At 64.3% G+C, this 22,135-nt stretch carries 31 protein-coding genes; 20 read left to right on the forward strand and 11 right to left on the reverse strand.

Annotated features, from left to right (window positions below; all coding sequences use genetic code 11):
• Positions 1 to 87 precede the first annotated feature (87 nt).
• The 6 genes from RBB42_RS01150 to RBB42_RS01175 all read right to left on the reverse strand — a co-directional run bounded on the left by RBB42_RS01150 (position 88) and on the right by RBB42_RS01175 (position 3,736).
• Positions 88 to 897 (reverse strand): division plane positioning ATPase MipZ, encoded by an 810-nt coding sequence (locus RBB42_RS01150; RefSeq protein WP_305968019.1) that lies wholly within the window; start codon positions 895 to 897, stop codon positions 88 to 90.
• A 144-nt stretch (positions 898 to 1,041) separates the two neighbouring features.
• A complete protein-coding gene (locus RBB42_RS01155) occupies positions 1,042 to 1,602 on the reverse strand; it encodes a F0F1 ATP synthase subunit B (protein ID WP_305968018.1) in 561 nt (186 codons plus the stop codon).
• A gap of 4 nt (positions 1,603 to 1,606) precedes the next feature.
• The gene (locus tag RBB42_RS01160) at positions 1,607 to 2,158 is read right to left on the reverse strand and encodes a F0F1 ATP synthase subunit B' (RefSeq protein ID WP_305968017.1); all 552 of its coding nucleotides are present in this window, start codon (positions 2,156 to 2,158) and stop codon (positions 1,607 to 1,609) included.
• Positions 2,159 to 2,243: 85 nt separating this feature from the next.
• Positions 2,244 to 2,465: a F0F1 ATP synthase subunit C gene (locus RBB42_RS01165; RefSeq protein WP_043140840.1), complete on the reverse strand. Its 222-nt coding sequence runs from the start codon at positions 2,463 to 2,465 to the stop codon at positions 2,244 to 2,246.
• A 76-nt stretch (positions 2,466 to 2,541) separates the two neighbouring features.
• The gene (locus tag RBB42_RS01170) at positions 2,542 to 3,300 is read right to left on the reverse strand and encodes a F0F1 ATP synthase subunit A (RefSeq protein ID WP_305968016.1); all 759 of its coding nucleotides are present in this window, start codon (positions 3,298 to 3,300) and stop codon (positions 2,542 to 2,544) included.
• Positions 3,290 to 3,736, reverse strand: a complete 447-nt coding sequence (locus RBB42_RS01175; protein WP_371932216.1) for an AtpZ/AtpI family protein — start codon at positions 3,734 to 3,736, stop codon at positions 3,290 to 3,292. Before RBB42_RS01175 ends, RBB42_RS01170 begins: the two co-directional genes overlap by 11 nt.
• A gap of 289 nt (positions 3,737 to 4,025) precedes the next feature.
• Here RBB42_RS01175 and RBB42_RS01180 point away from each other — a divergent pair, with 289 nt between their 5' ends.
• On the forward strand, positions 4,026 to 4,367 hold the full coding sequence (locus RBB42_RS01180; RefSeq protein WP_305968014.1) for an ArsR/SmtB family transcription factor: 342 nt from the start codon (positions 4,026 to 4,028) through the stop codon (positions 4,365 to 4,367).
• A 21-nt stretch (positions 4,368 to 4,388) separates the two neighbouring features.
• Here RBB42_RS01180 and RBB42_RS01185 read toward each other — a convergent pair whose 3' ends face one another.
• Positions 4,389 to 5,294 (reverse strand): DMT family transporter, encoded by a 906-nt coding sequence (locus tag RBB42_RS01185; RefSeq protein ID WP_305968013.1) that lies wholly within the window; start codon positions 5,292 to 5,294, stop codon positions 4,389 to 4,391.
• A complete protein-coding gene (locus tag RBB42_RS01190) occupies positions 5,291 to 6,172 on the reverse strand; it encodes a LysR family transcriptional regulator (protein WP_305968012.1) in 882 nt (293 codons plus the stop codon). Before RBB42_RS01190 ends, RBB42_RS01185 begins: the two co-directional genes overlap by 4 nt.
• Before the next feature lie 126 nt (positions 6,173 to 6,298).
• On the opposite strand from RBB42_RS01190, the gene RBB42_RS01195 reads away from it, so the two are divergent.
• Positions 6,299 to 6,880 carry an FMN-dependent NADH-azoreductase gene (locus RBB42_RS01195; RefSeq protein WP_305968011.1) on the forward strand — a complete coding sequence of 194 codons (582 nt, stop codon included), beginning with the start codon at positions 6,299 to 6,301 and terminating at the stop codon, positions 6,878 to 6,880.
• Here RBB42_RS01195 and RBB42_RS01200 read toward each other — a convergent pair whose 3' ends face one another.
• Complete coding sequence (locus RBB42_RS01200; RefSeq protein ID WP_305968010.1) at positions 6,881 to 7,324, reverse strand: hypothetical protein; 444 nt, start codon at positions 7,322 to 7,324, stop codon at positions 6,881 to 6,883. It abuts the gene before it with no gap.
• 308 nt (positions 7,325 to 7,632) lie between these two features.
• On the opposite strand from RBB42_RS01200, the gene ffh reads away from it, so the two are divergent.
• The 17 genes from ffh to rpmE all read left to right on the forward strand — a co-directional run bounded on the left by ffh (position 7,633) and on the right by rpmE (position 18,660).
• The gene (ffh, locus tag RBB42_RS01205) at positions 7,633 to 9,135 is read left to right on the forward strand and encodes a signal recognition particle protein (RefSeq protein WP_305968009.1); all 1,503 of its coding nucleotides are present in this window, start codon (positions 7,633 to 7,635) and stop codon (positions 9,133 to 9,135) included.
• Between the two features lie 3 nt (positions 9,136 to 9,138).
• Complete coding sequence (locus tag RBB42_RS01210) at positions 9,139 to 9,672, forward strand: GNAT family N-acetyltransferase (protein ID WP_305968008.1); 534 nt, start codon at positions 9,139 to 9,141, stop codon at positions 9,670 to 9,672.
• Positions 9,669 to 10,196 (forward strand): GNAT family N-acetyltransferase, encoded by a 528-nt coding sequence (locus RBB42_RS01215; protein WP_305968007.1) that lies wholly within the window; start codon positions 9,669 to 9,671, stop codon positions 10,194 to 10,196. The genes RBB42_RS01210 and RBB42_RS01215 overlap by 4 nt, the downstream gene beginning before the upstream one ends.
• Entirely contained in the window at positions 10,193 to 10,699 is a 507-nt protein-coding gene (locus RBB42_RS01220; protein WP_305968006.1) for a GNAT family N-acetyltransferase, read from the forward strand. The genes RBB42_RS01215 and RBB42_RS01220 overlap by 4 nt, the downstream gene beginning before the upstream one ends.
• On the forward strand, positions 10,696 to 11,265 hold the full coding sequence (locus RBB42_RS01225; protein WP_305968005.1) for a GNAT family N-acetyltransferase: 570 nt from the start codon (positions 10,696 to 10,698) through the stop codon (positions 11,263 to 11,265). The genes RBB42_RS01220 and RBB42_RS01225 overlap by 4 nt, the downstream gene beginning before the upstream one ends.
• Positions 11,265 to 11,867 carry a GNAT family N-acetyltransferase gene (locus RBB42_RS01230; protein ID WP_305968004.1) on the forward strand — a complete coding sequence of 201 codons (603 nt, stop codon included), beginning with the start codon at positions 11,265 to 11,267 and terminating at the stop codon, positions 11,865 to 11,867. Before RBB42_RS01225 ends, RBB42_RS01230 begins: the two co-directional genes overlap by 1 nt.
• 36 nt (positions 11,868 to 11,903) lie before the next feature.
• A complete protein-coding gene (locus RBB42_RS01235) occupies positions 11,904 to 12,200 on the forward strand; it encodes a chorismate mutase (protein ID WP_305968003.1) in 297 nt (98 codons plus the stop codon).
• A gap of 44 nt (positions 12,201 to 12,244) precedes the next feature.
• Complete coding sequence (gene rpsP, locus RBB42_RS01240) at positions 12,245 to 12,607, forward strand: 30S ribosomal protein S16 (protein ID WP_305968002.1); 363 nt, start codon at positions 12,245 to 12,247, stop codon at positions 12,605 to 12,607.
• Between the two features lie 51 nt (positions 12,608 to 12,658).
• A complete protein-coding gene (locus tag RBB42_RS01245; protein WP_305968001.1) occupies positions 12,659 to 12,802 on the forward strand; it encodes a hypothetical protein in 144 nt (47 codons plus the stop codon).
• A complete protein-coding gene (rimM, locus tag RBB42_RS01250) occupies positions 12,799 to 13,305 on the forward strand; it encodes a ribosome maturation factor RimM (protein WP_305968000.1) in 507 nt (168 codons plus the stop codon). The genes RBB42_RS01245 and rimM overlap by 4 nt, the downstream gene beginning before the upstream one ends.
• Before the next feature lie 297 nt (positions 13,306 to 13,602).
• Positions 13,603 to 14,682, forward strand: coding sequence for a hypothetical protein (locus tag RBB42_RS01255; RefSeq protein ID WP_305967999.1), 1,080 nt, complete (start codon positions 13,603 to 13,605; stop codon positions 14,680 to 14,682).
• Positions 14,683 to 14,754: 72 nt separating this feature from the next.
• Positions 14,755 to 15,558: a tRNA (guanosine(37)-N1)-methyltransferase TrmD gene (trmD, locus tag RBB42_RS01260; RefSeq protein WP_305967998.1), complete on the forward strand. Its 804-nt coding sequence runs from the start codon at positions 14,755 to 14,757 to the stop codon at positions 15,556 to 15,558.
• Positions 15,559 to 15,562: 4 nt separating this feature from the next.
• A complete protein-coding gene (locus RBB42_RS01265; RefSeq protein ID WP_306043491.1) occupies positions 15,563 to 16,015 on the forward strand; it encodes a GNAT family N-acetyltransferase in 453 nt (150 codons plus the stop codon).
• Between the two features lie 61 nt (positions 16,016 to 16,076).
• On the forward strand, positions 16,077 to 16,412 hold the full coding sequence (locus tag RBB42_RS01270; protein WP_305967996.1) for a hypothetical protein: 336 nt from the start codon (positions 16,077 to 16,079) through the stop codon (positions 16,410 to 16,412).
• 471 nt (positions 16,413 to 16,883) lie between these two features.
• On the forward strand, positions 16,884 to 17,804 hold the full coding sequence (locus tag RBB42_RS01275) for a Hint domain-containing protein (protein ID WP_305967995.1): 921 nt from the start codon (positions 16,884 to 16,886) through the stop codon (positions 17,802 to 17,804).
• Between the two features lie 226 nt (positions 17,805 to 18,030).
• Positions 18,031 to 18,426, forward strand: a complete 396-nt coding sequence (rplS, locus tag RBB42_RS01280; RefSeq protein ID WP_305967994.1) for a 50S ribosomal protein L19 — start codon at positions 18,031 to 18,033, stop codon at positions 18,424 to 18,426.
• A 12-nt stretch (positions 18,427 to 18,438) separates the two neighbouring features.
• Positions 18,439 to 18,660: a 50S ribosomal protein L31 gene (rpmE, locus tag RBB42_RS01285; protein WP_043140792.1), complete on the forward strand. Its 222-nt coding sequence runs from the start codon at positions 18,439 to 18,441 to the stop codon at positions 18,658 to 18,660.
• Positions 18,661 to 18,741: 81 nt separating this feature from the next.
• On the opposite strand, the gene RBB42_RS01290 is transcribed toward rpmE, so the two are convergent.
• A complete protein-coding gene (locus RBB42_RS01290) occupies positions 18,742 to 18,930 on the reverse strand; it encodes a hypothetical protein (protein WP_305967993.1) in 189 nt (62 codons plus the stop codon).
• A 225-nt stretch (positions 18,931 to 19,155) separates the two neighbouring features.
• Between RBB42_RS01290 and RBB42_RS01295 the strand changes: the two genes are divergently transcribed.
• The gene (locus tag RBB42_RS01295) at positions 19,156 to 20,505 is read left to right on the forward strand and encodes an aminotransferase class III-fold pyridoxal phosphate-dependent enzyme (protein WP_305967992.1); all 1,350 of its coding nucleotides are present in this window, start codon (positions 19,156 to 19,158) and stop codon (positions 20,503 to 20,505) included.
• 69 nt (positions 20,506 to 20,574) lie between these two features.
• Here RBB42_RS01295 and RBB42_RS01300 read toward each other — a convergent pair whose 3' ends face one another.
• Positions 20,575 to 22,128, reverse strand: a complete 1,554-nt coding sequence (locus tag RBB42_RS01300; protein WP_305967991.1) for an alanine/glycine:cation symporter family protein — start codon at positions 22,126 to 22,128, stop codon at positions 20,575 to 20,577.
• Between the last annotated feature and the right edge of the window lie 7 nt (positions 22,129 to 22,135).

Genomic DNA, 22,135 nt, shown 5'->3' on the forward strand with positions numbered 1-22,135 from the left:
GGCGGCGCCGGGGGCTCTGCCCCCGGACCCCCGGAGGTATTTCAGGCCCAAAGAAACAAAAGTCTATGCGGCTCCCAACGCAGTGGCCTAGAAATTGACCGTGACGTCCGGAAGTTTCAGCGACTTTATGAGGTCGCGCACCTCTTGCCGGGCGGCGATGTTCGACAGGCTCAGGCTGCGCACGCCAATGTCCCGCAGGTCGAGCAAGGTCAGGCCGCGCGGGAACAATTCACGGAACACCACCCGTTCCGAAAACCCGGGCGCCACGCGAAAGCCAATGCGTTTCGACAGGGTCGCGACCGCCTTTTCCATCTTGGCCTTGTTGATCATCTGCTGGGCACCGATCCGGTTGCGCAACACGATCCAGTCCATCGGCTTCAACCCGGCCTGCGCCCGCAGTTGCCGCGCCGACCAGACCATCTCGGCATAGACCGACGGCCCGGCAATGGTTTCGCCATCGCCCTCGATCCGTGCGAGCAGGTCGAAATCCACGAAACTGTCGTTCAGGGGCGTCACCAGCGTATCGGCCAGCGAATGCGCCACCTGCGCCAGCCGTGTGTAAGCGCCGGGACAGTCGATGATGATGAAATCCGACTTGGGCTCCAGCTCGGCCACGGCACGGCTGAGACGGTTGTCGGCGGCCTGTTCACCGGCGGCAAGCGCCGTGGGATCGGCCTCTGGCAAGGCCATGTATCCCGGCACCGGCAGGTCACGCTCTTCCTTCTTGAGCCAGGCACGGCGGTTGGCCAGGTAGCGCCCCAGGCTTTGCTGCCGCAGGTCCAGGTCCAGCGTCCAGACCCGATGTTCCATGCGCGCCAGCGCCGTCGCGACATGCATCGAGATCGTCGACTTGCCCGCGCCTCCCTTTTCGTTACCCACAACGATGATATGTGCCACGCCTCAACCTCTGTCCTGGTTCGGCCGCGATTTCTCTCGCGGACCGGTCTTGCCGCCTGTTCCGGCGATTGGGCCCCGACGGGGCCTTCAACGCGCAAGGCCCGGCACTCTGGCCGGGCCTCGTCACTGTCCCTCGGGACGCGATCAGTGGAGCTTGGCGCTCACGTCTGCGATCGCGTCGTCGATCAGCTTGCCCGCGCTGTCGGCGGTCATCTGCTCGGCCACCACGTTGCGCGCGGCGGCAACGGCCACGGCAGCGGCACGGTCGCGCACTTCCTTGACGGCAGCCGCCTCGGCCGAGGCGATCTGGCCTTCGGCAGCCTGCAGACGGCGGGCGATCGAAGCCTGGATGTCGGCCTTGGCCTGCTCGGCGGCCAGTTCGGCCTCCTGCTTGGCATGGGCGACGATACGGTCGGCCTGACCCTGCACTTCGCGCTGCTTGCGCTCGTAGCTGGCCAGCAGCGACTGCGCTTCTTCGCGCAGCTTGCGCGCTTCGTCCAGTTCGTCCTGGATGCCCTCGGCCCGCTTGTCCAGCAGACCCATCAGCAGACCCGGCACCTTGAAATAGACCAGGACAGCGATGAACAGAAGGAAGCCCAGCAGCACCACGAAATCGGTGTTGCCCAGCGAAAAGAACGGACCCGAAGCAGCGGCAGCCGGTGTCGCGGCCAGTGCGGCGATGGCGGGAAGGATGAGTTTCTTCATGACCTTACCCTTTCAACTGCGCGTCGACCGCAGCGGCGATCTTGGCGTCGTCGGCGGATGCCCCCAGGGCCGCCACGATGGCGCCTGCGGTGTCCTTGGCCACGACTTCGACATTGGCAAGGGCGCTGTCGCGGATCTCGGCGATGGCCTTCTCCGACTCGGCAGCCTTGGCCGCAATTTCCGCGTCGGCCTTTTCCATTGCGACGTCGAGGTCGGCCTTGATGTCGTCACGCGCCTTTTGCGCGATGGTCTGGGCCTCGGCCCGTGCATCGGCAAGCGCCTTGTCATAAGCGGCTTCGGCTTCTTCTGCCTTGCGCTTGAGATCTTCGGCAGCGGCGATGTCGTTGGTGATCGTCCCCTGGCGTTCCGCCAGAACGGCCGCGATCCGCGGCAGGGCGATGCGGGCCAGCACAAAGTAGATCACGACCAGCGTGATCACCAGCCAGAAGACCTGGTTGCCGATCCAGTCACCGCAGAGCTGCGGCATCCCGACGGCGCTGCCGCCGGCGTCAACGCAGGTGCTTGCGGCTTCGGCCCCGTGAGTTTCGGTCGCCATGTTGTCCTCCGTCGGAACTTGTCTCTACATCGGGCGGTCAGGCGTGCCTGACCGCCCGCGCGTAAGGATCGTTAAGTTCCGTGGATCAGACGGCGAACATCAGCAGCAGCGAGACCAGGAACGAGAAGATGCCCAGTGCTTCTGCGAATGCGATGCCGATGAAGAGGGTGGCGGTCTGCGAAGCAGCTGCCGAAGGGTTGCGCAGGGCGCCTGCCAGGAAGTTGCCGGCAACGTTGCCCACACCGATGGCGGCTGCGCCCGAACCGATTGCTGCGAGACCGGCGCCGATGAAGTTGAGACCTTCCATTGTGTATCTCCTTACGATTGGAAGTTTCTGTATCGAGGTGTTCTTTGCGTAGGGCGGGGCTCACCCCGCCGCTGCGTCAGTGATGCGGGTGCAATGCGTCCTTGAGGTAGACGCAGGTCAGGATCGTGAAGACATAGGCCTGGATGAAGGACACCAGGATCTCCAGCCCGTACATCGCGGTGATCGCGACCACCGACAGCGGGCTGATTGCAGCGATGGCGGCAAAGCCCGCGAAGACCTTGATCACGGCGTGGCCTGCCATGACGTTGCCCGCAAGACGAATGGAGTGGCTGACCGGACGCACGAAGTACGAGATCAATTCGATCAGGGCCAGGACCGGGCGCAGCGCCAGCGGCGCGCTGGACACCCAGAAGAGGCTCAGGAAACCGGCGCCGTTCTTGACGAAGCCCAGCACGGTCACGGTCAGGAAGACCGAGAGCGCCAGAACGACGGTAACGGCGAAATGCGAGGTGGTGGTGAAGCTCATCGGGATCAGGCCAAGGAAGTTGGCGAAAACGATGAACATGAACAGGGTCATGATGTAGGGGAAGTACTTCAGCCCGTCCTTGCCGGTCACGTCCTCGACCATCTTGTAGACGAAGCCGTAGGCCAGTTCGGCCACCGACTGCGATCGCGACGGCACGATCGCGCGCTTGGAGGTGCCGACAACCATCATCAGGACAACGGCGACGATGGCCAGGAACAGCCAGAGCGTCACGTTGGTGATGGTGAACATGCCCACTTCGCCGTGGCCGAACAGCGGCTTGACGATGAACTGGTCCATCGGGTGGAACACCAGGCCGCCGTCTGCCGTTTCTGCGCTTTCAGTCGCCATCTCTTTTCCCCTCATCCGCTCCGGTCAACCGGGCGCTGTCGTTCGTGCCCCCGTCGGGGCGGTCCGCCTTGGCCCGCTCGGGGCCTGTTCCGGACTGCGGTCCGGAACCCTGTTTCGCCTGGACCTCTTTCGCCGTCCGCAGCATCACGTTGATGCCCGCAGCGATGCCCAGCAATGAGAACACCACCATCAGCAACGGCGTGGTGCCCAGGAGAGCGTCGAGGCCGTATCCGATCCCGAACCCGATCCCCAGACCGGCCACCATTTCCGTCACCATCCGCCAGGCGATATTGGCCTGCGAGTAGTGTTCCTCCTGATGGGCCTTCTCCACTTTGCGTCCCGCCTTGTAGGCGCTCAGCTTGGCGTCCAGGTCATCCAGCTTACGCTTGGGGTCGGGGTCGCTCACGGTGCAGATGGCTCCGGTCAGGGTTGGCATGGTGCTATGCCGGGACGCGCGTTGAGTCAACATGCATGGCAGAGTGGGCCGACGCGACATAAGCAGCTGCTTTAAAACATTAAAATTCGACACCCTTGCACGACGGTCATTCCGCCGCAGCCCGTTCCGGCGGCAAACATGCTGCAAATGCAAATTCAACTTTTCGGTTGAGTTTTCGTCAGGACCCGCCCAAACCGACGCAAACCGCTCAGGACCGCCCCATGTACGCCAATCCCGTCCCTTGCAACAGACAGCCGACCGTGGCGGCTTTTTTCCGTGCCGGGACAAGATGAGCGACCGGCTTGATACCGTCTTTGCCGCGCTTGCCGATCCGACGCGCCGCCGTATCCTGTCGATGCTGCTGGAGGACGACATGGCAGTGACCGATGTCGCCCACCCGTTCGAGATGTCACTGGCCGCGATTTCAAAACACCTCGTCATCCTGACCCGCGCCGGCCTCATCAGCCAGGAAAAGCGGGGACGGGTCAAATGGTGCAAGCTGGAACCGGACGCCCTGCGTGAGGCCAGCATCTGGATGCAGGCCTTCGGCCAGTTCGACCAGTTCGATCTGGACGGTTTCGAACGGTTCCTGGAACAGGAGTTGGCCCCGGCGCCCGATGGCAAACCCTGAGGCCATCACAACAGGGGCGCCTCAGGCCGCGGTCGCCTCCTCGGGCTTTTCCTCGTCCTTGAGCAGCAGCAACAGCGAGAAGGCGGTCAGCGCCACGCCCGGCAGGACCATCGCCGTCGGCACGCCCCGCCCCAGCACCAGTTCCCACAGGATCACGCAGGACGGCACGATATAAGTGTAGGCCATGACCTTGGCCGCCGGCAGCCGCAGGGCCGCGTACCGCAGGATCAGGAAGGTCACGCCGGTCGCCGCCAGTGCGACGTAGAGGATCGTCCACCACACGATCATCGGCAACGCGCCCCAGTCCATCGCCAGCAGGTCCGGCCCGGCCCAGATGCACAGGATCACCGACCCGGCGGTCAGGATGCCCGCGTTGAAGGCGATACCGGATTCCCCGCGGCTCAGCTTGCGCAGCATCGGCGCGTAGAGGGCATGCGCGACGCAGCCCCAGAAGTAGATCGCCTCGCCCCGCCCGACCTCGAACCGCATCAGGGCCGCCACGTCGGCATCGAAGATCACCCAGAGCGCGCCGATCCCGCCGATGACGATGGCCAGCGCCATGCGGGCCGTGGTGATCTGCTGCACGACCAGGTAGCCAAAGATCGCCGTCAGGGCCGGGTTCAGTGTAAAGACCGCCGCCATGCTGACCGGGGCCGCCGTCTTGAGACCCTCGAACATGGTCACGAAATAGACGACGAAGAGCCCCGCCAAGACAAAATACCGCCAGGGCGCGTCAAAGACCGCTCGCGTCACCTTGCCCGTCGCCAGCGCCCATCCCCAGAGCACCGCGCCGGCCAACAGGAACCGCACCGCGTTCAGAACCTCGGGCTCGATGAAGGGGGCCGCCATTGCCCCCAGCGAAAACGACCCCGAAACCAGCATGGCAAAGCCCAGCATGGCGAGGTGCCCGCGCCCCGCCTCGCTCATCGGGCCGATCCCTCTCCGGCGAAGGCCTTGAGATGCGACAGGAAGGCCTGGACCTTGGCGGTCCGGTGGAGATCGACATGCGTCACCAGCCATAGGGGCGAGGCCCATTCCTCGCGCGGGGGCATGACCTGCACCAGTTCCGGACGCAGCGCGGCCTCGCGCGTACCCATGAAGCCGATCCCCGCGCCCTCGGCCACCGCGGCCTCGAGCACACGGGTATCCGTACTGCGGAAGACAACGTTGTCCGCCGGCACATGCCCGCGCAGCCAGCGCGCAAAGGGCGCGCGGCTTTCGGGATCGTCATGGGAGACGAAGAAATGATCCTTGAGATCGTCTTCGCCCTCGGGCATCCCGTGCCGGTCGATGTAGTCGCGATGCGCGTACAGCGCGATGTCCTGGCGGGCAAAGCTCTGCACCACGTTGTCGGGCTCCTGCGGCGCGGGACCGGCGCGCAGCGCCACATGCGCCTCGCCGTATTCCAGCCGGAACACCCGGTCGTCGGTCAGAAAACGCACGATCACATCCGGGTATTGCGCGCGGAAACTGGTCAGCGCCGGGACCAACAGGGGAGCGAAGGCCACCAGCGACGTGACCAGCAGATCGCCCGCCACCTCGTTGCCGCGCCCCTTGATGCGACCCTCCAGCTGCTGCAACTGGTCGTCGGTGGTCTGCGCCACCCGCATCAGGTCATGGCCTGCCTCGGTCGCCGTATAGCCGCGCGCATGTCGCTGGAACAGCTTGACACCCAGCCGCCCCTCCAGCGCGTCGATATGGCGGATCACCGTGGCATGGTGCACGCCCAGCACCTCTGCGGCGCCGCTGACCGTGCCCAGGCGCGCGACCTGGTAGGCCGTGCGGATCTCATCCCAGTTGTCCATATGCACCTCGCTTGGCAGACTGCGCATTTGCGCACATTACTTGCGCTTGATGCGACATTGCGTTCACAAATGCAATGGTCAAGTTATCGGTCATCCAATTCAACGCTCCTGGAAAGGACCCGACACATGACCGATACCGTTCTCCGCATCGACGCCTCTGCCCGCGTCACGGATTCCGTCAGCCGCCAGTTGGCCGACCAAGTGATCTCGCGCCTGAATCCCGCCACCGTCGTCTCGCGCGATCTGGTGGAAAACGTACCCCAGATCGACACTGGCTGGCTGGAGGCCAACGGAACCCCTGAGGGCGACCGCACCCCGGACCAGCGCGCCCGCCTTGCGCTGTCCGACGCGCTGATCGAGGAACTGCGCGCCGCAGACACGCTGGTGATCGCGCTGCCGATCTACAATTTCGGCGTTCCGTCGGGCTTCAAGGCCTGGTTTGACCAGATCGCCCGGGCCGGCATCACCTTCCGCTATACCGAAGAAGGCCCCGAGGGCCTGATGACCGGCAAGCGCGCCATCATCGCGGTTGCCTCGGGCGGCACCGAGGTCGATGGGCCGATCGACTTTGCAACCCCGTGGTTGCGTCATGTCCTGGGCTTCATCGGCATCACCGACGTCCAGGTTGTCCGATCGGACCGCCAGATGATCGACCCAGAGGCATCGAAAGCCCGCGCCGAGGAAGACCTGTCGCGTCTCGCGGCCTGATCAGGACGACGCGGCCGTCAGCGTGCTCCGTCCGAGCAGTCCCTGAACCTCGCGATCCCCCGGATCCAGCTCTGCGTATAGCAGCGCGTCCGTGGGGTCGCGGAACACCTCCAGCGGATAGGGCCTCTGGGCCTTGACCGCATCCCGGTACAGACGACAGATGCCATAATTCACCTTGCCCGGCGCAAAGATGGAGGTGCGCGCCCGCGGGTCGCGCGCCTCGTGATAGGCGCTCAGCCGATGCGCCAGCCGCGCGGTCTCGGCGAAAAAGTCATCCGGGAACTGGCAGTCCATGACATCCAGCAACGTATGTTGTCCGCCGTCGAACAACGGATCCGACCGGTATCGCAGCAAGGTTTCCATGTTCTGATTCACGGTAATCTCTCCCCGGAACAGGACCAGGACGATGTTCAGACGCGGATAGACCTGATAAGTGGCGGGCATGTCGAAGCGGCTTTTTTGTGCTGTGGGCGATGTTCCGCGCTCGTTGCCATATTCCCCTCCCTTTCGGCAACGTGACCATTTGGCCCTTGATCTGCGGGATATTGACTCACGCCTCCGTCTCCCCTAACAGCGCTCCATCTCCGGGAGTCCTATGGCCTTCCGGTCCCTTGGGGTTTGCCCGGGATCGCCCTCCGTCAGCGCGTTGCGCCCACGGGGGCTCTCGCGCTTTGACCCATCCGATTGTGATGCACGCCGCGCGCCCTTAACTTGAAAGGCGCAATACGAAGGAAAAGGAGGCCCTGCGCCCCATGTTCGAAAATCTCTCCGAACGCCTCGGCGGCGTCTTCGATCGTCTGACCAAGCAGGGCGCCCTCTCCGAGGATGACGTCCGCACCGCGCTGCGCGAGGTTCGCGTGGCCCTGTTGGAGGCCGACGTTTCGCTGCCCGTGGCGCGCCAGTTCATCAAGGCGGTCGAGAAGAAGGCCACCGGCGCCGCCGTCACCAAGTCCGTCACACCCGGCCAGCAGGTCGTCAAGATCGTCCATGACGAGCTGATCGCCGTCCTGGCCGGCGAGGATGGTGAGCCGGGCAAGCTGCGCATCGACAGCCCGCCCGCGCCGATCCTGATGGTCGGCCTGCAGGGCGGCGGCAAGACGACCACCACCGCCAAGCTCGCCAAGCGCCTGAAAGAGCGGGACGGCAAGAAGGTCCTGATGGCCTCTCTCGACGTCAACCGCCCGGCGGCGATGGAACAGCTGGCCATTCTTGGCCAGCAGATCGGCGTCGACACGCTGCCCATCGTCAAGGGTGAGAATCCGGTCGCCATCGCCAAACGCGCCAAGACGCAGGCGGGCCTTGGTGGCTATGACGTCTACATGCTGGACACCGCCGGGCGCCTGTCCATCGACGAAGAGCTGATGGCCCAGGTCGAGGCGGTCCGTGACGTTGCCAACCCGCGTGAAACGATCCTCGTGGTCGACGGCCTGACCGGTCAGGACGCGGTGCACACGGCGGAAAACTTCGACAACCGCATCGGCATCACCGGTGTCGTCCTGACCCGGATGGACGGCGACGGCCGCGGCGGCGCCGCCCTGTCGATGCGCGCCGTGACCGGCAAGCCGATCAAGTTCGTCGGCCTTGGCGAAAAGATGGACGCGCTCGAAACCTTCGAGCCGGACCGGGTCGCGGGCCGGATCCTGGGCATGGGCGACATCGTCGCGCTGGTCGAAAAAGCGCAACAGACGCTCGAGGCCGAACAGGCCGAGCGCATGATGAAGCGCTTCCAGAAGGGTCAGTTCAACATGAACGACCTCAAAATGCAGCTGGAACAGATGATCAAGATGGGCGGCATGGAGGGCATGATGTCCATGATGCCCGGCATGGGCAAGATGGCCAAGCAGATGGACGGCGCGGGCATCGACGACAAGATGCTGCGCCAGCAGATCGCGCTGATCCAGTCGATGACGAAGAAAGAACGCGCCAACCCGCAGATCCTGCAGGCCAGCCGCAAGAAACGCATCGCCAAGGGCGCGGGCATGGAGGTTGCCGACCTCAACAAGCTGCTGAAAATGCAGCGCCAGATGTCCGACATGATGAAGAAGATGGGCAAGATGGGCAAAGGCGGCATGCTGAAACAGGCCATGCGCGGCATGTTCGGCGGCAAGGGCGGCCTGCCGCCCGAAATGGCCCAGGGCATGGACCCCAAGGCGCTGGAGGCCGCGGCCAAGCAGATGGGCGCCAAGGGCGGTCTGCCCGGTTTTGGAGGTGGGGCGCTGCCCCCCGGCCTTTCCGGATTGGGCAAGAAGAAATAAGCCGTGCCCGCCCCGACCCTGCATACCCCGCGCCTGACGCTGCGCGCCCATACGATGGGCGATCTCGAACAGCTTTGTGATCTGTTCGGGACCGAGCGCGCGCGGTTCATGGGTGGCCCGATGCCGCGCGTGCAGGCTTGGCGCTGGCTGGCGTCCGAGGTGGCGATGTGGGACCTCATGGGGCACGGTGCGTGGGGGATCGAAACCCGGGACGGCCAATTTGTCGGTCAGATCGGGCTGAACAAGCCGCCGCATTTCCCCGAGTGTGAACTCGGCTGGACCTTGCTGGAGACCGGTGAGGGCAAGGGCTATGCCCAAGAGGCCGCGATGGCCGTGCTGATCTGGGCTTGGGCGCAGGGAATGCGGACGCTGGTGTCCTATATTGCGCCGGACAACAGCCGCTCGATCGCGCTGGCGCGGCGTCTTGGTGCGACCCACGACCCGGATGCGCCGCTGCCCGCGGGCGAAACCGCAGAAGACACCATCGTGTACCGCCATGCGCCGGATACGGACGGCAGCCCGGAGGCCTACGCATGAGCCTGACCAATGCCCCCCGCCTCGAGACAGACCGCCTGATCCTGCGCGGACCGGAAAAACGCGACGCCGAGGCGGTCATCGCCTTCCTGCAGGACCCTGTGCGCGCCGACGGCTTTGGCCACATCCCCCAGCGCGGCGATGCCTGGCGTTGGTTCACCTTGAACGTCGGCCACTGGCACTGGCACGGCTACGGCTATTTCGTGGTCGAGGTGAAAGAGACCGGCGAACCCGCCGGGATCTGCGGCATCTGGAACCCTGAAACCTGGCCCGAACCGGAATTGGGCTGGGTGGTTTTCGACGGATTCGAAGGCAAGGGCATCGCGCGCGAGGCCGCCGAACGCGCCCGCCGCTGGGCCTACGAGGACCTGGGCTTTACCACGTTGACGTCAAACATCGTTCCCGGCAACACCCGGTCCGCCGCGTTGGCCACACGGTTGGGGGCCGTTTACGAACGCACCTACCACAATGAGAACATGGGCGAGGACGACCTCTGGCGCCACCCCGGACCGGAGGCGCTGGCATGATCCCGGCCATTTCACTGACAACGGACCGCCTGATCCTGCGCACGCCGCGCGAAGAGGATTTTCCGGTCGTGGCCCGTTTCATGGCCTCCGCGCGCGCCCGTTTCGTGGGCGGGCCGGTTGCGGACGAATTCGATCAGTGGCGCGGGTTTCTCTCGGGCTTCGGTCACTGGGCACTGCGCGGCTACGGTTTCTTCATGGTCGAGCACCAGGGTGAAATGGTCGGTCGCGTCGGCCTCGTCAATCACGTCATGTGGGACGAACCCGAACTGGGCTGGCATGTCTTCGACGGTTTCGAGGGCAGAGGCTATGCCACGGAAGCCGCGGCATGCGTGCGGGATTGGGCTGCGGCAGAGCGCGGCCTCGGTCCGCTGATTTCCTACATCCACCCCGACAACATGCGCTCGCGCCGGGTTGCCGAACGGCTTGGTGCGCATAAGGAACGGTTCACCGCACTGCTGGGACATCCGGCCGAAGTCTGGCGCCACACCGGGGGGCAGCCATGATCGCCCCTTGCGAACGCCACATCCCGGGGCCCGGGGCCCGCGTCGCGGCCCGACTGGGTGGTCGGCTGCCGGTGCTCGACACACGGCGCCTGCAATTGCGCGGTCCGCGGATCTATGACTTCGACGCCTACGCCACGATCCTCTGTTCCGACCGTGCGATCCATATGGGCGGCCCGATGACCCGCGCCAGCGCCTGGGCGGATTTTACCAACTATTGCGCCTGCTGGCTGCTGCACGGATTCGGGCTCTGGACCATCGACGCAAACACCACGCCCTCGGCGGGATTTGCGCTGATCGGCTATGAATACGAAGACCCCGAGCCCGAGCTGGGCATCTTCCTGACCGCCGAGGCCGAGGGCCACGGCTATGCCACCGAGGCGGTCGCAGCAGTGCGCGCCCATGCCTTCGAGGCACTGAATTGGGACAGCATCGTGTCCTATGTCGCCCCCGAAAACGACCGCTGCATCAGCTTGATGACCCGGCTTGCCGCCCGCCGCGACGCCGAGGCAGAGGCCGCGCTGTCCGACGGTACCCTTGTCTTCCGCCATGACAAGGAGGCCGCCTGATGGGTCATCGCGACATCCCTGTCCTGGAAACCGAAAGGCTGATCCTGCGCGGGCCGGCGCCCCAGGATTATCCCGACTTCAAGGCCACCTTCGCCTCCTACCGGTCGCGGTTCATGGGCGGGCCACTGAATGCCTACGAGACCTGGATGCTCTATGCCGCCGAGATCGGCCATTGGGAAATCCGCGGGTTCGGCATGTGGATGATCCACCTGCGCGAGACATCAGAAACCGTGGGCATGGCCGGTGGCTGGTTCCCGGCGAAATGGCCAGAGCGCGAGATCGCCTGGATCATCTGGCCCGACAAGGCCGGCAAGGGCTATGCGCTGGAGGCAACCGACAGGGTGCGGCGGTATTTCTATCATGACCTGGGGTGGGAAAGCGCCGTCAGCTACATCGACCCCAAGAACCTGGACTCGATCCGACTTGCCGAGCGCCTGGGTTGCAAGAAGGATGCCGACGCCCCTTCGATCGACGGCAACGACGCGGTCTATCGCCACCCTTCGCAGGAGGATCTGCGCGGCCAGATCGGTCATGGCGTCGCGATGGAAATCGCGCATTACCAGGATCCGCTGTTCAAACCGAAAGGCTGGGCCGTTGACTGACCTGACCTGCCCCGTTTTGCCCGAAAGGACCGCACAATGACCGATCCAGTCACCCGCGCAGCGGAATTGCTGAAGGAACATCGCGACAGCATCGACCGGCTCGACGCGATCCTTGTGTTCACGCTGGCCGAACGGTTCAAGCACACTCAGGCCGTGGGCGTCCTCAAGGCGCAGCACGAGCTTCCCCCATCCGACCCCGCGCGCGAGGAAAAACAGATCGCGCGGCTTCAGGATCTTGCGACCCAGGCCGACCTCGACCCGGAGTTCGCCAAGAAATTCCTGAATTTCGTCATTCAGGAAGTCATCCAGCACCACAAGCAACACCAGACGTAAGACGGCCCTGCCCGTCTTCAGCCATTCGACAAAGGAGAAAACAAATGGCAGTCAAGATTCGTCTCGCCCGCGGCGGCTCGAAAAAGCGTCCCTTCTACCGCATCGTGGCCGCCGACAGCCGCATGCCGCGCGACGGCCGCTTCATCGAGAAGCTGGGCACCTACAACCCGCTCCTGCCCAAGGACAGCGAAGAGCGCGTCAAGATGGACGTCGAGCGCATCCAGTACTGGCTGGGCGAAGGCGCACAGGCCACCGACCGCGTGTCGCGCTTCCTCGAAGCCGCCGGCGTGATCGAGAAGAAAGAGCGCAACAACCCCAAGAAGGGCACCCCGGGCAAGAAGGCCCAGGAACGCGCTGAAGAGAAGGCAGAGAAAGCCGCTGCAGCGGCTGGCGCCGACTCGGAATAAGTTCCGTTCAGCGGGACGGCGGGCCACCCCCGCCGTCCTGCCCCTTTTCCCATGTTTCGCCTGTTGCGCAGTTTCATCCTGTTGGTGATCGCCTTCACCGCCGGGTTTCTCTATTCCGAATTGACATGGCATGATCGCTGTGAGGACAAGGGAGGCGAGGCCCGTGATGGCGTCTGTTTCGGAATATCCCAATGACTGACACGATCTGCGTCGGCGCGATTGCGGGCGCCTTTGGCGTCCAAGGCGAGGTGCGCCTCAAGAGTTTCACCTCGGACCCGCTGGCGGTGGCCGATTATTCGCCGCTCAGCACCGAAGATGGCGCGCGCCTCTTCGACATCGAGATCACCCGCGAAATCAAGAACGGCTTTGCCGCTCACCTGTCCGGTGTCCGGACCAAGGAAGAGGCCGATGCCCTCAAGGGCACGCGCCTCTATGCGCCGCGCGACCGGCTTCCCAACCTTCCCGACGACGAATATTATCACGCCGACCTGATCGGCCTGCCGGTTTTCGACACCGGCGGCGTCGAACTGGGCAAGGTCCGCGCGGTCCAGAACCACGGTGCCACCGATCTGCTGGAACTTCAGGTTCCGGGCAAGTCCAGTACGGTGCTTCTGCCCTTCACCTTGGCGGCGGTTCCGACGGTCGACCTGACCGCGGGCCGGATCGTGGCCGATCCGCCCGAAGGCCTGTTCGACTGACCACCCGGCCTGCATCGGCTGCGCGTATCGTGCCATAGTTGATGCCGAACGCGCCACGGCAACCTGCATCCGTGACTCGCTTTGGCCCTGTTTACAATCGGATTTTGACCGCATCCGCGCCACGCCCGGCAGGATTGCCCACGACTTGAAGACAGCCCGCCAGAATACCCGGTAATGTCGCCGTCCGCCTACGGAAAGTGGGCGAATTGGGCCGTCGCGCGCCACCTTCAAGCCGCAATTTTCGGCCAATTTTGGCCACATTCGAAATGGATTTGAGGGATTACCGTGGACGCATTCGTGTATCGACTCGGACTGGCAGGCGTGGCCATCGGACCGGCCTTTCTGGCCACGCTGCTCCCGGCCTCTGCCATCGGCGTACCGATCGGCCTGGCTATCGGCGGCGTAGGCAGCCTCTATGCGCTCACGACCTCGTTGCGCGGACGCAAGGCGCGCCCGCGTCCGTCCGGCCCTGTGCTCCTGCGTCGCGCCTCGTTGCGCAGGTGTTCCGCCAAACTGCCCTCGACAGAGGAGCAACGCCGTGCACTGGCCGATATGCTCGCCGCCGCCGTGGACCTGCGCGCCGAACCCGAGGCCCCGCCGACCCGCGAAACCGCCATCGCACGTATTCTGGGGCGCATTCTGGACAGTTGGAACGTCACGGACCTTGCCGAGCTTTCGCGCGACATGACAATTGCACTGACCCAGCTGGAACGCCTGCTGAAGGCAGACCCCGGCGAGGCCGGTCGCATTGCACAGATGTTCCAGCGTCCCGACGTGGTGCTGAAACTGCGCGAAGAGATCGAAAGGATCGCCGAGGCCCGCGTCGCCTACGACCGCGCCTATGCCGCCTTTCAGGCCACCGCTCTGATGTTCGCCGCCAGCCCTCGGCCCCGCACACTGACAGAAGCGCTGCACAGCCTCGGAACGGTGGACAGGGATCTGTGGCATCGAATCGTGCTGGACCATGATCCGACCGACCCGGCGCAGCGGAGCGCGGCCCTATGGTGCGTGACCCAGCCCGAATGTGATCGAGCAACGGTCGCGGCCTACCTTGCCCGCCTGCCGGAGGAGGCACAGTTGCAGAACGCCGAAATCGACGGAGATCTGGACTTTCTGGCACAGGTGCGCTGCATCATCGACAACTGCAACGCCGGAATCTACCGCACACAGGAACTGGCCCATGTTCCAGACAGAGACAGTGCCCCCGCCCTTGCGGAGGAACTGGACGGGCTTGCCGTGCTGAATCGCGAAGCCCGCTGGCCGGACCCGCAATGCATCCTTGTCCCGCTCGAAGGCCGCACCCCTCGACCGCGTCCGGCCTGGGACATCGCCCAGGGCGGCCTTGTCGCCGCGCCGCACCGGGCTGACTATCTCTAAGAGCAAGCCACATCCTTGCTCCATGCCCCCGGCTCGGGCTAAAGGGCGCGTCAAAGCAGGACAGCCTTACCCATGACAGACAAGTCCCCCCCGGCCCGATCCCACGGACGCAAGACGATCCGCCCCACGCTTAAGCCCCGCGAGCTGATGGACCCGGAGGCAGAGCTGGCCCGCGCATGGCGCGCTCAGGTCATCACCCTGTTTCCCGAGGCCTTTCCCGGAACGCTTGGCCTGTCCCTGACCGGCAAGGCGCTAAAGGACGGGCTCTGGCAATTGAACACCGTTCCGCTGCGGGCCTTCGGCGAGGGCAAGCACCGCAACGTCGATGATACGCCCGCCGGCGGTGGGGCTGGCATGGTGCTGCGCCCCGATGTCATGGGCGCCGCGATCGAGACCGCGCGCGCCACCCAGCACGCGGGGGCGCCGCTGGTCTACCTGTCGCCGCGTGGCCGGCCGTTCACGCAGGGCATGGCGCGCGACCTGGCCACTCGTCCCGGTATCACCATGATCTGCGGCCGGTTCGAGGGGTTGGACCAGCGCGTGATCGACCATTTCAACATCGCCGAGGTCTCCATCGGCGACTATGTCCTGACCGGCGGCGAGATTGCCGCGCAGGTCATGCTGGATGCCATCGTCCGGCTGTTGCCCGGCGTCCTGGGCAATGCCGAGTCCGCCGAGGAGGAAAGCTTTTCCGACGGGTTGCTGGAGCATCCGCAATACACCCGCCCCGCCGAATGGCAGGGCCGGGCGATCCCGCCGGTTCTGCTGTCCGGCAATCACGGCGCGGTCGAGACCTGGCGCCGGGCGGAATCCGAGAAGTTGACACAGGAACGCCGCCCGGATCTCTGGCAGGCCCATCTTGGAAAAGACGACTGACCCAGTGATCCGCTTTCGCCGCGCCACCGCCGGGGACCTGCCCGCCATCGTCGCCCTGCTCGCCGACGATGACCTTGGCGCGGGGCGCGAGGACGCTTCTCTGCCGTTGAACCAGGCCTATGTCTCGGCCTTTGCCGGGATCGACGCGGACCCGAACCAGCTGCTTGCCGTAGCTGTCCGAGACACGGAAATACTGGGCTGCCTTCAGATCACGTTCCTGCCCGGGCTGTCCCGCAAGGGCGCCTGGCGGGGGCAAATCGAATCCGTGCGCATCGCCCGCGCGGCGCGGGGCGAGGGGCTTGGCCGGCAGATGTTCGACTGGGCAATCGAGACCTGTCGCACCCGCGGGTGCGCCCTTGTCCAGTTGACCTCTGACACGGCCCGTCCCGAGGCGCATCGGTTCTATGAAAGCCTTGGCTTCTCGGGCAGCCACACCGGCTTCAAGCTGGCGCTCTGAACCGCTTTACAGGTTGGACGACCCGTGCCAGCCTACCCCGGTCCAGTCTCGGAGAGCCGTCATGCGCTTTGCCCCCACCCTTGCCCTTTGCCTACTCGCTGTGCCGGCCCTTGCCTGGGAGCACTCCGTGGAATGGCGGTTCCAGGGGCCCGAGATTGCGGGCTTTCGGATCACCACCCCGGACTTCGAAGAGGATCCGGAGTTGCTGGAAGTGTCGCTGTCCCACCAGCACTATGGCGACACCGTCATAACCATCGAGGCCGACAATGGACTGGGCGACTGTGCCGATACTCTGTCCTATGCGCAGGGCAATCCCTTCGTGGCGGTTGTCCTGACCGCGAACCTGAACGCGCAGACCATGAACGGCACCACGCTGGTGCAATGTTCGACACGTTGAACGCCCAAACCCTTGACGCTACGGCAGGTTAATTCGGCATTCACTTTCGGAGGCTTTTGGCTATCTTGCTGAAAACTTGATTGTTTCGGGTTAGCCATGTCCATGTTTTACCATCGTGGAGGGGATTTCTGCCCCACCCCGTCCCGCCCGGTATTGCCGGGCCGCACTGCCAGACCAGGCCAGCGCATGACGCATTCGCCACACAGGGGACCAATGTCCCTGAAGGTGCTGCAACGGCGCCATTGACGCGCCCCACGCGTCGACCCTGAAGACCCCGGACGGCTCCCCGCACACGCTCGCGTGCCCATCCGTCCCACCCCCTGACAGAACGTCGGCACATCAAACCATCCCCGTGTGAGTCCCGCCTCGCACGTTAGTCAACGACTTGCAGCGCCTGCCGCGGGCGCCCTGTCGCACGTATCAGACAGGCCTTCGTGCCAAAGAGATTGTACCCAAAAGGAGTGACCTCGAATGCCCAACTTCCAAGCGACCGACATGCTGTATTTCCGAGGCTCGGACACCGGTTCGACCCTCACCCCAACCGGGAGTTACTTGCTTTACACCTCGGACACGACCGTGGTGGACGGCAACAATGACGGCCAGGTCAACATAGGCTTCGACTACCTTCAGTGGGGCAGCAACACGCTCTCCTTCAGCACCTTCACCATCACGATCAACGGCAACGAATATGCCATTTTCCAGGACGACCGGGATTTCTACATTCCCTTCGATTCCAGCATCGATGACCTCTCGTCGCTGCACGGCACCTCCGTCACGCAGCCCATTTCCTCGCCCACGGCGTCCGCCAGCACGATCAACTGCTTTGCAGCAGGCACCCGGATCGCGACCGCGACCGGCGATTTCGCCGTCGAAACACTGACGGCCGGTCAGGAGATCCTGCGGGCCGATGGCGGCACCACGCGGGTGCGCTGGGTCGGCCACCAGCCGGTGCGCCCGGCCGATGGTCATCTGGTCGTGATCCACGCCGGGGCTCTGGGCGGCGGACTGCCCCTGCGCGACCTCGTGGTCACCGGCGACCACGGCATGGTTCTGGACGGGCATGTGGTCAACGCCTCTGCCCTGGTGAACGGGCGCGGCATCACCTGGGCCAATCCGGCGGAAATGCCCCATACCGTCACCGTCTACCATGTCGAGACAGAGACCCACGAGGCGCTGCTGGCCGAAGGCGCCCCGGCAGAAACCTATGTCGATTACGCCGGGCGTAGCGCCTTTGCCAACTACCAGGAATACCTGGAATTGAACGGCGCAGACCGCCTCATCCACGAGATGGCCCTGCCCCGGATTTCCAGCCGCCGCTTCCTGCCCGACAGCATCCGCGCCCGACTGGACGGCGCGGCAGCCCACGACGCGGAATTTGCGCAAAGCGCCTGAATGCATCGCGTTCTCGGGCTGCGGGTCTTGGTCCTTGATTTAGCTCCCGCACGCATGTAAGGACACGCATCTTTCGGTGCCGGGGCGACTCGGCACCGATTGACCTTGTTGTCCGGCGACGGGCAGCCCCGAACAAAGAACAGCTGGTCATCTTTATCCCGTCGGGGAGAAAGCACTGCCCAGACATCTCCGCGGGAAAACCGCGACGAACATAGGAGAAGGTCAGATGGATCTGATCGCACAGCTCGAGGCGGAACAGATTGCCTCGCTCGGGAAGAGCATTCCCGATTTCAAGCCCGGCGACACCGTGCGCGTCGGCTACAAGGTGACCGAAGGCACCCGCACCCGTGTGCAGAACTACGAAGGCGTCTGCATCAGCCGCAAGAACGGCAAGGGCATCGCGGGTTCGTTCACCGTTCGCAAGATCTCTTTCGGTGAAGGCGTGGAACGTGTGTTCCCGCTGTACTCGACCAACATCGAGTCGATCGAAGTCGTCCGTCGTGGCCGCGTCCGCCGCGCCAAGATGTACTATCTGCGTTCGCGTCGCGGCAAGTCGGCCCGTATCGCAGAGGACACCACCTACAAGCCGCTCAAGAACAAGAGCGCCGGCGCTGACGCCTAAGGAGCCCGCGATATGAAAAAGAACCTGCACCCCGATTATCACCTGATCACCGTCAAGATGACCGACGGGACCGAGTATCAGACCCGTTCGACCTGGGGCAAAGAGGGCGACACGCTCGTGCTCGACATTGACCCCACCGTGCACCCGGCCTGGACCGGCGGCACGGGCCGCATGCTCGACCAGGGCGGCCGCGTGTCGAAGTTCAAGAAGAAATACGAAGGCCTCGGCTTCTGAGCCTTTCGCCTTTCGGAACAGGACGCCGCCCCTCGGGGCGGCGTTTTTCGTTTGGCAGACCGCGAACGGCCGTTCGAGCGATCATTTCTTGACGCTCAGCCCCATGCCGGACACGGTCTTGGGGCCGCTGGGAGCGTGCAGTTCGTCCGGCACACAGGTTGTCCATTTCGGTTGCCCAGGGCTGACCTTGGGTATGCAGGGCGGGGTGTCCGCCGCGACAGTATTGGCCAGGACAACAAGGGCTGTCATCGAAAGCAAAGCGATACGCATTGTAATCTCCTCAATCAAAATCCGGGACAGGGTTGCCCCGCGGTTCAAAGCTATGCGGGCTTGCCCCGGCGCGGCAGTCTGATTTCCCCCACCCGGACACGGCAGGTTCTTGCGCATCGGGGACCGTGCGGGTGTCGCGCCCAACGACACCAAGACGAGCCACCCACTGGACAGCTATCCCTGCCCCTGCCAATTTGATCAAAACCCGCAGCCGGAGTCGCCGCCATGAAGGACGAGAACTTTCTCAAGGAAAACAACGCCCGCCAGCTCTGGCACCCGATGGGCGCCCCGGGTGACGCACAGGCCAACCCGCCCAAGATCATCAAGGGAGCCGAGGGCAGCAGCATTACCGACATCGACGGTCATACCGCGGTGGACGCGGTGGGGGGCCTGTGGTGTGTCAACCTTGGCTATTCCAACGACCGGGTTAAACAGGCCATCGCGGACCAGCTTTATGACCTGCCCTATTACTCGGCCTTTGCGGGCACCTCGAACCCGCCTGCGATCGAGGCCGCCTACGCAGTGCAGGAGTTCTTTGCCCCCGACGGGATGGAGCGGGTGTTCTTTACCTCGGGCGGATCGGATTCCGTGGAAACCTGCCTGCGGCTGGCCCGGCAGTATCACCGCCTGCGCGGGGAACCGACGCGGACCAAGTTCCTCAGCCTGAAGAAAGGGTATCACGGCACCCATTTCGGCGGCGCGAGCGTCAACGGCAACAACCGCTTCCGCATCAACTACGAGCCGCTCCTGCCCGGCTGTTTCCACCTGCCGTCACCCTATCCCTATCGCAACCCGTTCAACGAAACAGACCCTGCGAAACTGGCCCAGCTGATCGCGCAGGCGATGGAGGACGAAATCCAGTTCCAGGGCGCGGACACCATCGCCGCCTTCATCATGGAACCGATCCAGGGCGCCGGCGGCGTGATCGTGCCGGACGCCAGTTTCATGCCGCTGATGCGCGAGGTCTGCGACCGCCACGGCATCCTGCTGATCTCGGACGAGGTCATCACCGGCTTTGGCCGCACCGGCGACTGGTCAGGCGCGCGGCACTGGGGAGTGCAGCCCGACATGATGAGCACCGCCAAGGGCATCACCTCTGGCTATTTCCCGGTGGGTGCGGCGCTGATGTCGGGAAAGGTGGCAGAGGTCTTTGAAAAAGCGGGCGCCGATGGCGGGATCTACCACGGCTACACCTATTCCGCACACCCGGTGGGCGCCGCGGCGGTCACAGCCTGCCTCGAAGAGACCCTGCGTCTGGACACCAAGACCAACGCGGCAGCACGTGGCAAGCAACTGTATGACGGTGTGTGCAAACTGGCAGAACGCCATGACATCATCGGCGATGTGCGCGGCGGCCACGGGCTGATGACCGGGATCGAGATCGTCAGCGACCGCGCGGCCCAAACGCCGATGGACGGGGAAACGATGAAGCGCATCCACCAGACCGCCTACGAGGCCGGTGCAATGGTTCGCCTTGGCATGCACAACATCCTGATGTCGCCGCCGCTGACCGTCACCGAAGGTGAAATCGACACCATCCTGACAGCCCTGGACAAGGGGTTCGCCACGGCGTGAAGCGCCCCGTCACCTCCAATGAAAAGGGGCCGTCCATCGGGCGGCCCCTTTCCGTTCGTCCGACTAACGTCAGTGCTTGAACTTCTTGATCTCACCCGTTTTCAGGCGGTCGAGATAGCTGTTCACCTCGCGCTTGACGATCGGCATCAGGAAGTAGAGGCCAATGATGTTGACCACCGCCATCGCAAAGATCGCCGCATCCGAGAAGTCGATCACCGGGCCAAGGCTGGCCGAGGCGCCGATAATCACGAAGATGCAGAAGATCACCTTGAACACCAGTTCCTTGGTCTTTCCCTCGCCGAACAGGAAGGTCCAGGCCTTCAGGCCGTAATAGGACCAGCTGATCATGGTCGAGAAGGCAAAGAGGATCACGGCAATCGCCAGGATCGTCGGGAACCAGCTGAAGGTGCTGCCAAAGGCCGCCGCCGTCAGACCCACGCCCGAGGTATCGCCGACCGTCTTGATCGCGGTCCCGGCCTCGTTCAGCATGTAATTGCCCGTCGCCTCGTCGATCATCAACTGCTGGGTGATGATGATCACCAGCGCCGTCATGGTGCAGATCACAACCGTGTCGATGAAAGGTTCCAGCAAGGACACGAAACCCTCGGTGATCGGTTCCTTGGTGCGCACGGCAGAGTGCGCGATGGCCGCCGAGCCGACGCCCGCCTCGTTCGAGAAGGCCGCCCGCTTGAACCCCTGGATCAGCGCGCCGACCATACCGCCCGCGACGCCCAGCCCGGTAAAGGCACCGGCAAAGATCTGGCCAAAGGCCCAGCCGATCATGTCGGCGTTCATGATCAGGATGATCAGCGCCGTGCCGACGTAGATCACCGCCATGAAGGGCACGACCTTTTCCGTCACCGAGGCGATGGACTTCAGCCCGCCGATAATCACGACAAAGACGATAGCCGCAAACACCAGACCGGTGATGAAGCCGGGATATTCTCCGACGACGCCCGTGATGGCCTGGTGCGCCTGGTTGGCCTGGAACATGTTGCCGCCGCCCAGCGACCCCAGGATGCAGAAGATCGAGAAGAGCACCGCAAGGATACCGCCGCCCGGCAGGCCGCGCTCGGCAAAGCCCTTGGTCAGGTAATACATCGGGCCGCCCGAAACATGGCCGTCCGCGAACTCGTTTCGGTATTTCACGCCCAGCGTACATTCGGTGAATTTCGACGCCATGCCCATCAGGCCGGCGAGGATCATCCAGAAGGTTGCCCCCGGGCCGCCGATGCCCACGGCCACCGCGACCCCTGCGATGTTGCCGAGGCCGACCGTGCCGGACAGCGCCGTGGCCAGCGCCTGGAAGTGGCTGACCTCGCCCGCGTCATCGGGATCGGAATAGTCGCCTTTGACCAGCGCGATGGAATGGGGGAAGGCCCGGAACTGGATGAAGCCGAAGTAGATGGTGAAAACGGTCGCCGCGATCACCAGCCAGGCGACGATCCAGGGAAAGCTGGTGCCGGGAAAGGGGCTGAAGATAAAGCTCACAAACCAGCCGGTAGCGCCGCTGAATATCGCGTTGATTCTTTCGTCGATGGTCTGCTCCTGCGCGGCGGCAGCGCCCGCAAAAAGCAGAAAAGCCGCAGCGGCAAGCGCCGCACGTTGTGTCAATCTGTTCATGTCGGTT

The organism is Mameliella sp. MMSF_3455 (assembly GCF_030733205.1).
In the GTDB taxonomy this organism is placed as follows: Bacteria; Pseudomonadota; Alphaproteobacteria; order Rhodobacterales; family Rhodobacteraceae; genus Antarctobacter.

Excerpts from the sequence above, each read along its gene's own strand:
- RBB42_RS01155 (WP_305968018.1), bottom strand. The coding sequence starts at position 1,602 with ATGAAGAAACTCATCCTTCCCGCCATCGCCGCACTGGCCGCGACACCG.
- RBB42_RS01160 (WP_305968017.1), bottom strand. The coding sequence starts at position 2,158 with ATGGCGACCGAAACTCACGGGGCCGAAGCCGCAAGCACCTGCGTTGAC.
- RBB42_RS01165 (WP_043140840.1), bottom strand. The coding sequence starts at position 2,465 with ATGGAAGGTCTCAACTTCATCGGCGCCGGTCTCGCAGCAATCGGTTCG.
- RBB42_RS01170 (WP_305968016.1), bottom strand. The coding sequence starts at position 3,300 with ATGGCGACTGAAAGCGCAGAAACGGCAGACGGCGGCCTGGTGTTCCAC.
- RBB42_RS01175 (WP_371932216.1), bottom strand. The coding sequence starts at position 3,736 with ATGCCAACCCTGACCGGAGCCATCTGCACCGTGAGCGACCCCGACCCC.
- RBB42_RS01180 (WP_305968014.1), top strand. The coding sequence starts at position 4,026 with ATGAGCGACCGGCTTGATACCGTCTTTGCCGCGCTTGCCGATCCGACG.
- RBB42_RS01185 (WP_305968013.1), bottom strand. The coding sequence starts at position 5,294 with ATGAGCGAGGCGGGGCGCGGGCACCTCGCCATGCTGGGCTTTGCCATG.
- RBB42_RS01190 (WP_305968012.1), bottom strand. The coding sequence starts at position 6,172 with ATGGACAACTGGGATGAGATCCGCACGGCCTACCAGGTCGCGCGCCTG.
- RBB42_RS01195 (WP_305968011.1), top strand. The coding sequence starts at position 6,299 with ATGACCGATACCGTTCTCCGCATCGACGCCTCTGCCCGCGTCACGGAT.
- RBB42_RS01200 (WP_305968010.1), bottom strand. The coding sequence starts at position 7,324 with ATGCCCGCCACTTATCAGGTCTATCCGCGTCTGAACATCGTCCTGGTC.
- ffh (WP_305968009.1), top strand. The coding sequence starts at position 7,633 with ATGTTCGAAAATCTCTCCGAACGCCTCGGCGGCGTCTTCGATCGTCTG.
- RBB42_RS01215 (WP_305968007.1), top strand. The coding sequence starts at position 9,669 with ATGAGCCTGACCAATGCCCCCCGCCTCGAGACAGACCGCCTGATCCTG.
- RBB42_RS01220 (WP_305968006.1), top strand. The coding sequence starts at position 10,193 with ATGATCCCGGCCATTTCACTGACAACGGACCGCCTGATCCTGCGCACG.
- RBB42_RS01225 (WP_305968005.1), top strand. The coding sequence starts at position 10,696 with ATGATCGCCCCTTGCGAACGCCACATCCCGGGGCCCGGGGCCCGCGTC.
- RBB42_RS01230 (WP_305968004.1), top strand. The coding sequence starts at position 11,265 with ATGGGTCATCGCGACATCCCTGTCCTGGAAACCGAAAGGCTGATCCTG.
- RBB42_RS01235 (WP_305968003.1), top strand. The coding sequence starts at position 11,904 with ATGACCGATCCAGTCACCCGCGCAGCGGAATTGCTGAAGGAACATCGC.
- rpsP (WP_305968002.1), top strand. The coding sequence starts at position 12,245 with ATGGCAGTCAAGATTCGTCTCGCCCGCGGCGGCTCGAAAAAGCGTCCC.
- RBB42_RS01245 (WP_305968001.1), top strand. The coding sequence starts at position 12,659 with ATGTTTCGCCTGTTGCGCAGTTTCATCCTGTTGGTGATCGCCTTCACC.
- rimM (WP_305968000.1), top strand. The coding sequence starts at position 12,799 with ATGACTGACACGATCTGCGTCGGCGCGATTGCGGGCGCCTTTGGCGTC.
- trmD (WP_305967998.1), top strand. The coding sequence starts at position 14,755 with ATGACAGACAAGTCCCCCCCGGCCCGATCCCACGGACGCAAGACGATC.
- RBB42_RS01270 (WP_305967996.1), top strand. The coding sequence starts at position 16,077 with ATGCGCTTTGCCCCCACCCTTGCCCTTTGCCTACTCGCTGTGCCGGCC.
- RBB42_RS01275 (WP_305967995.1), top strand. The coding sequence starts at position 16,884 with ATGCCCAACTTCCAAGCGACCGACATGCTGTATTTCCGAGGCTCGGAC.
- rplS (WP_305967994.1), top strand. The coding sequence starts at position 18,031 with ATGGATCTGATCGCACAGCTCGAGGCGGAACAGATTGCCTCGCTCGGG.
- rpmE (WP_043140792.1), top strand. The coding sequence starts at position 18,439 with ATGAAAAAGAACCTGCACCCCGATTATCACCTGATCACCGTCAAGATG.
- RBB42_RS01290 (WP_305967993.1), bottom strand. The coding sequence starts at position 18,930 with ATGCGTATCGCTTTGCTTTCGATGACAGCCCTTGTTGTCCTGGCCAAT.
- RBB42_RS01295 (WP_305967992.1), top strand. The coding sequence starts at position 19,156 with ATGAAGGACGAGAACTTTCTCAAGGAAAACAACGCCCGCCAGCTCTGG.
- RBB42_RS01300 (WP_305967991.1), bottom strand. The coding sequence starts at position 22,128 with ATGAACAGATTGACACAACGTGCGGCGCTTGCCGCTGCGGCTTTTCTG.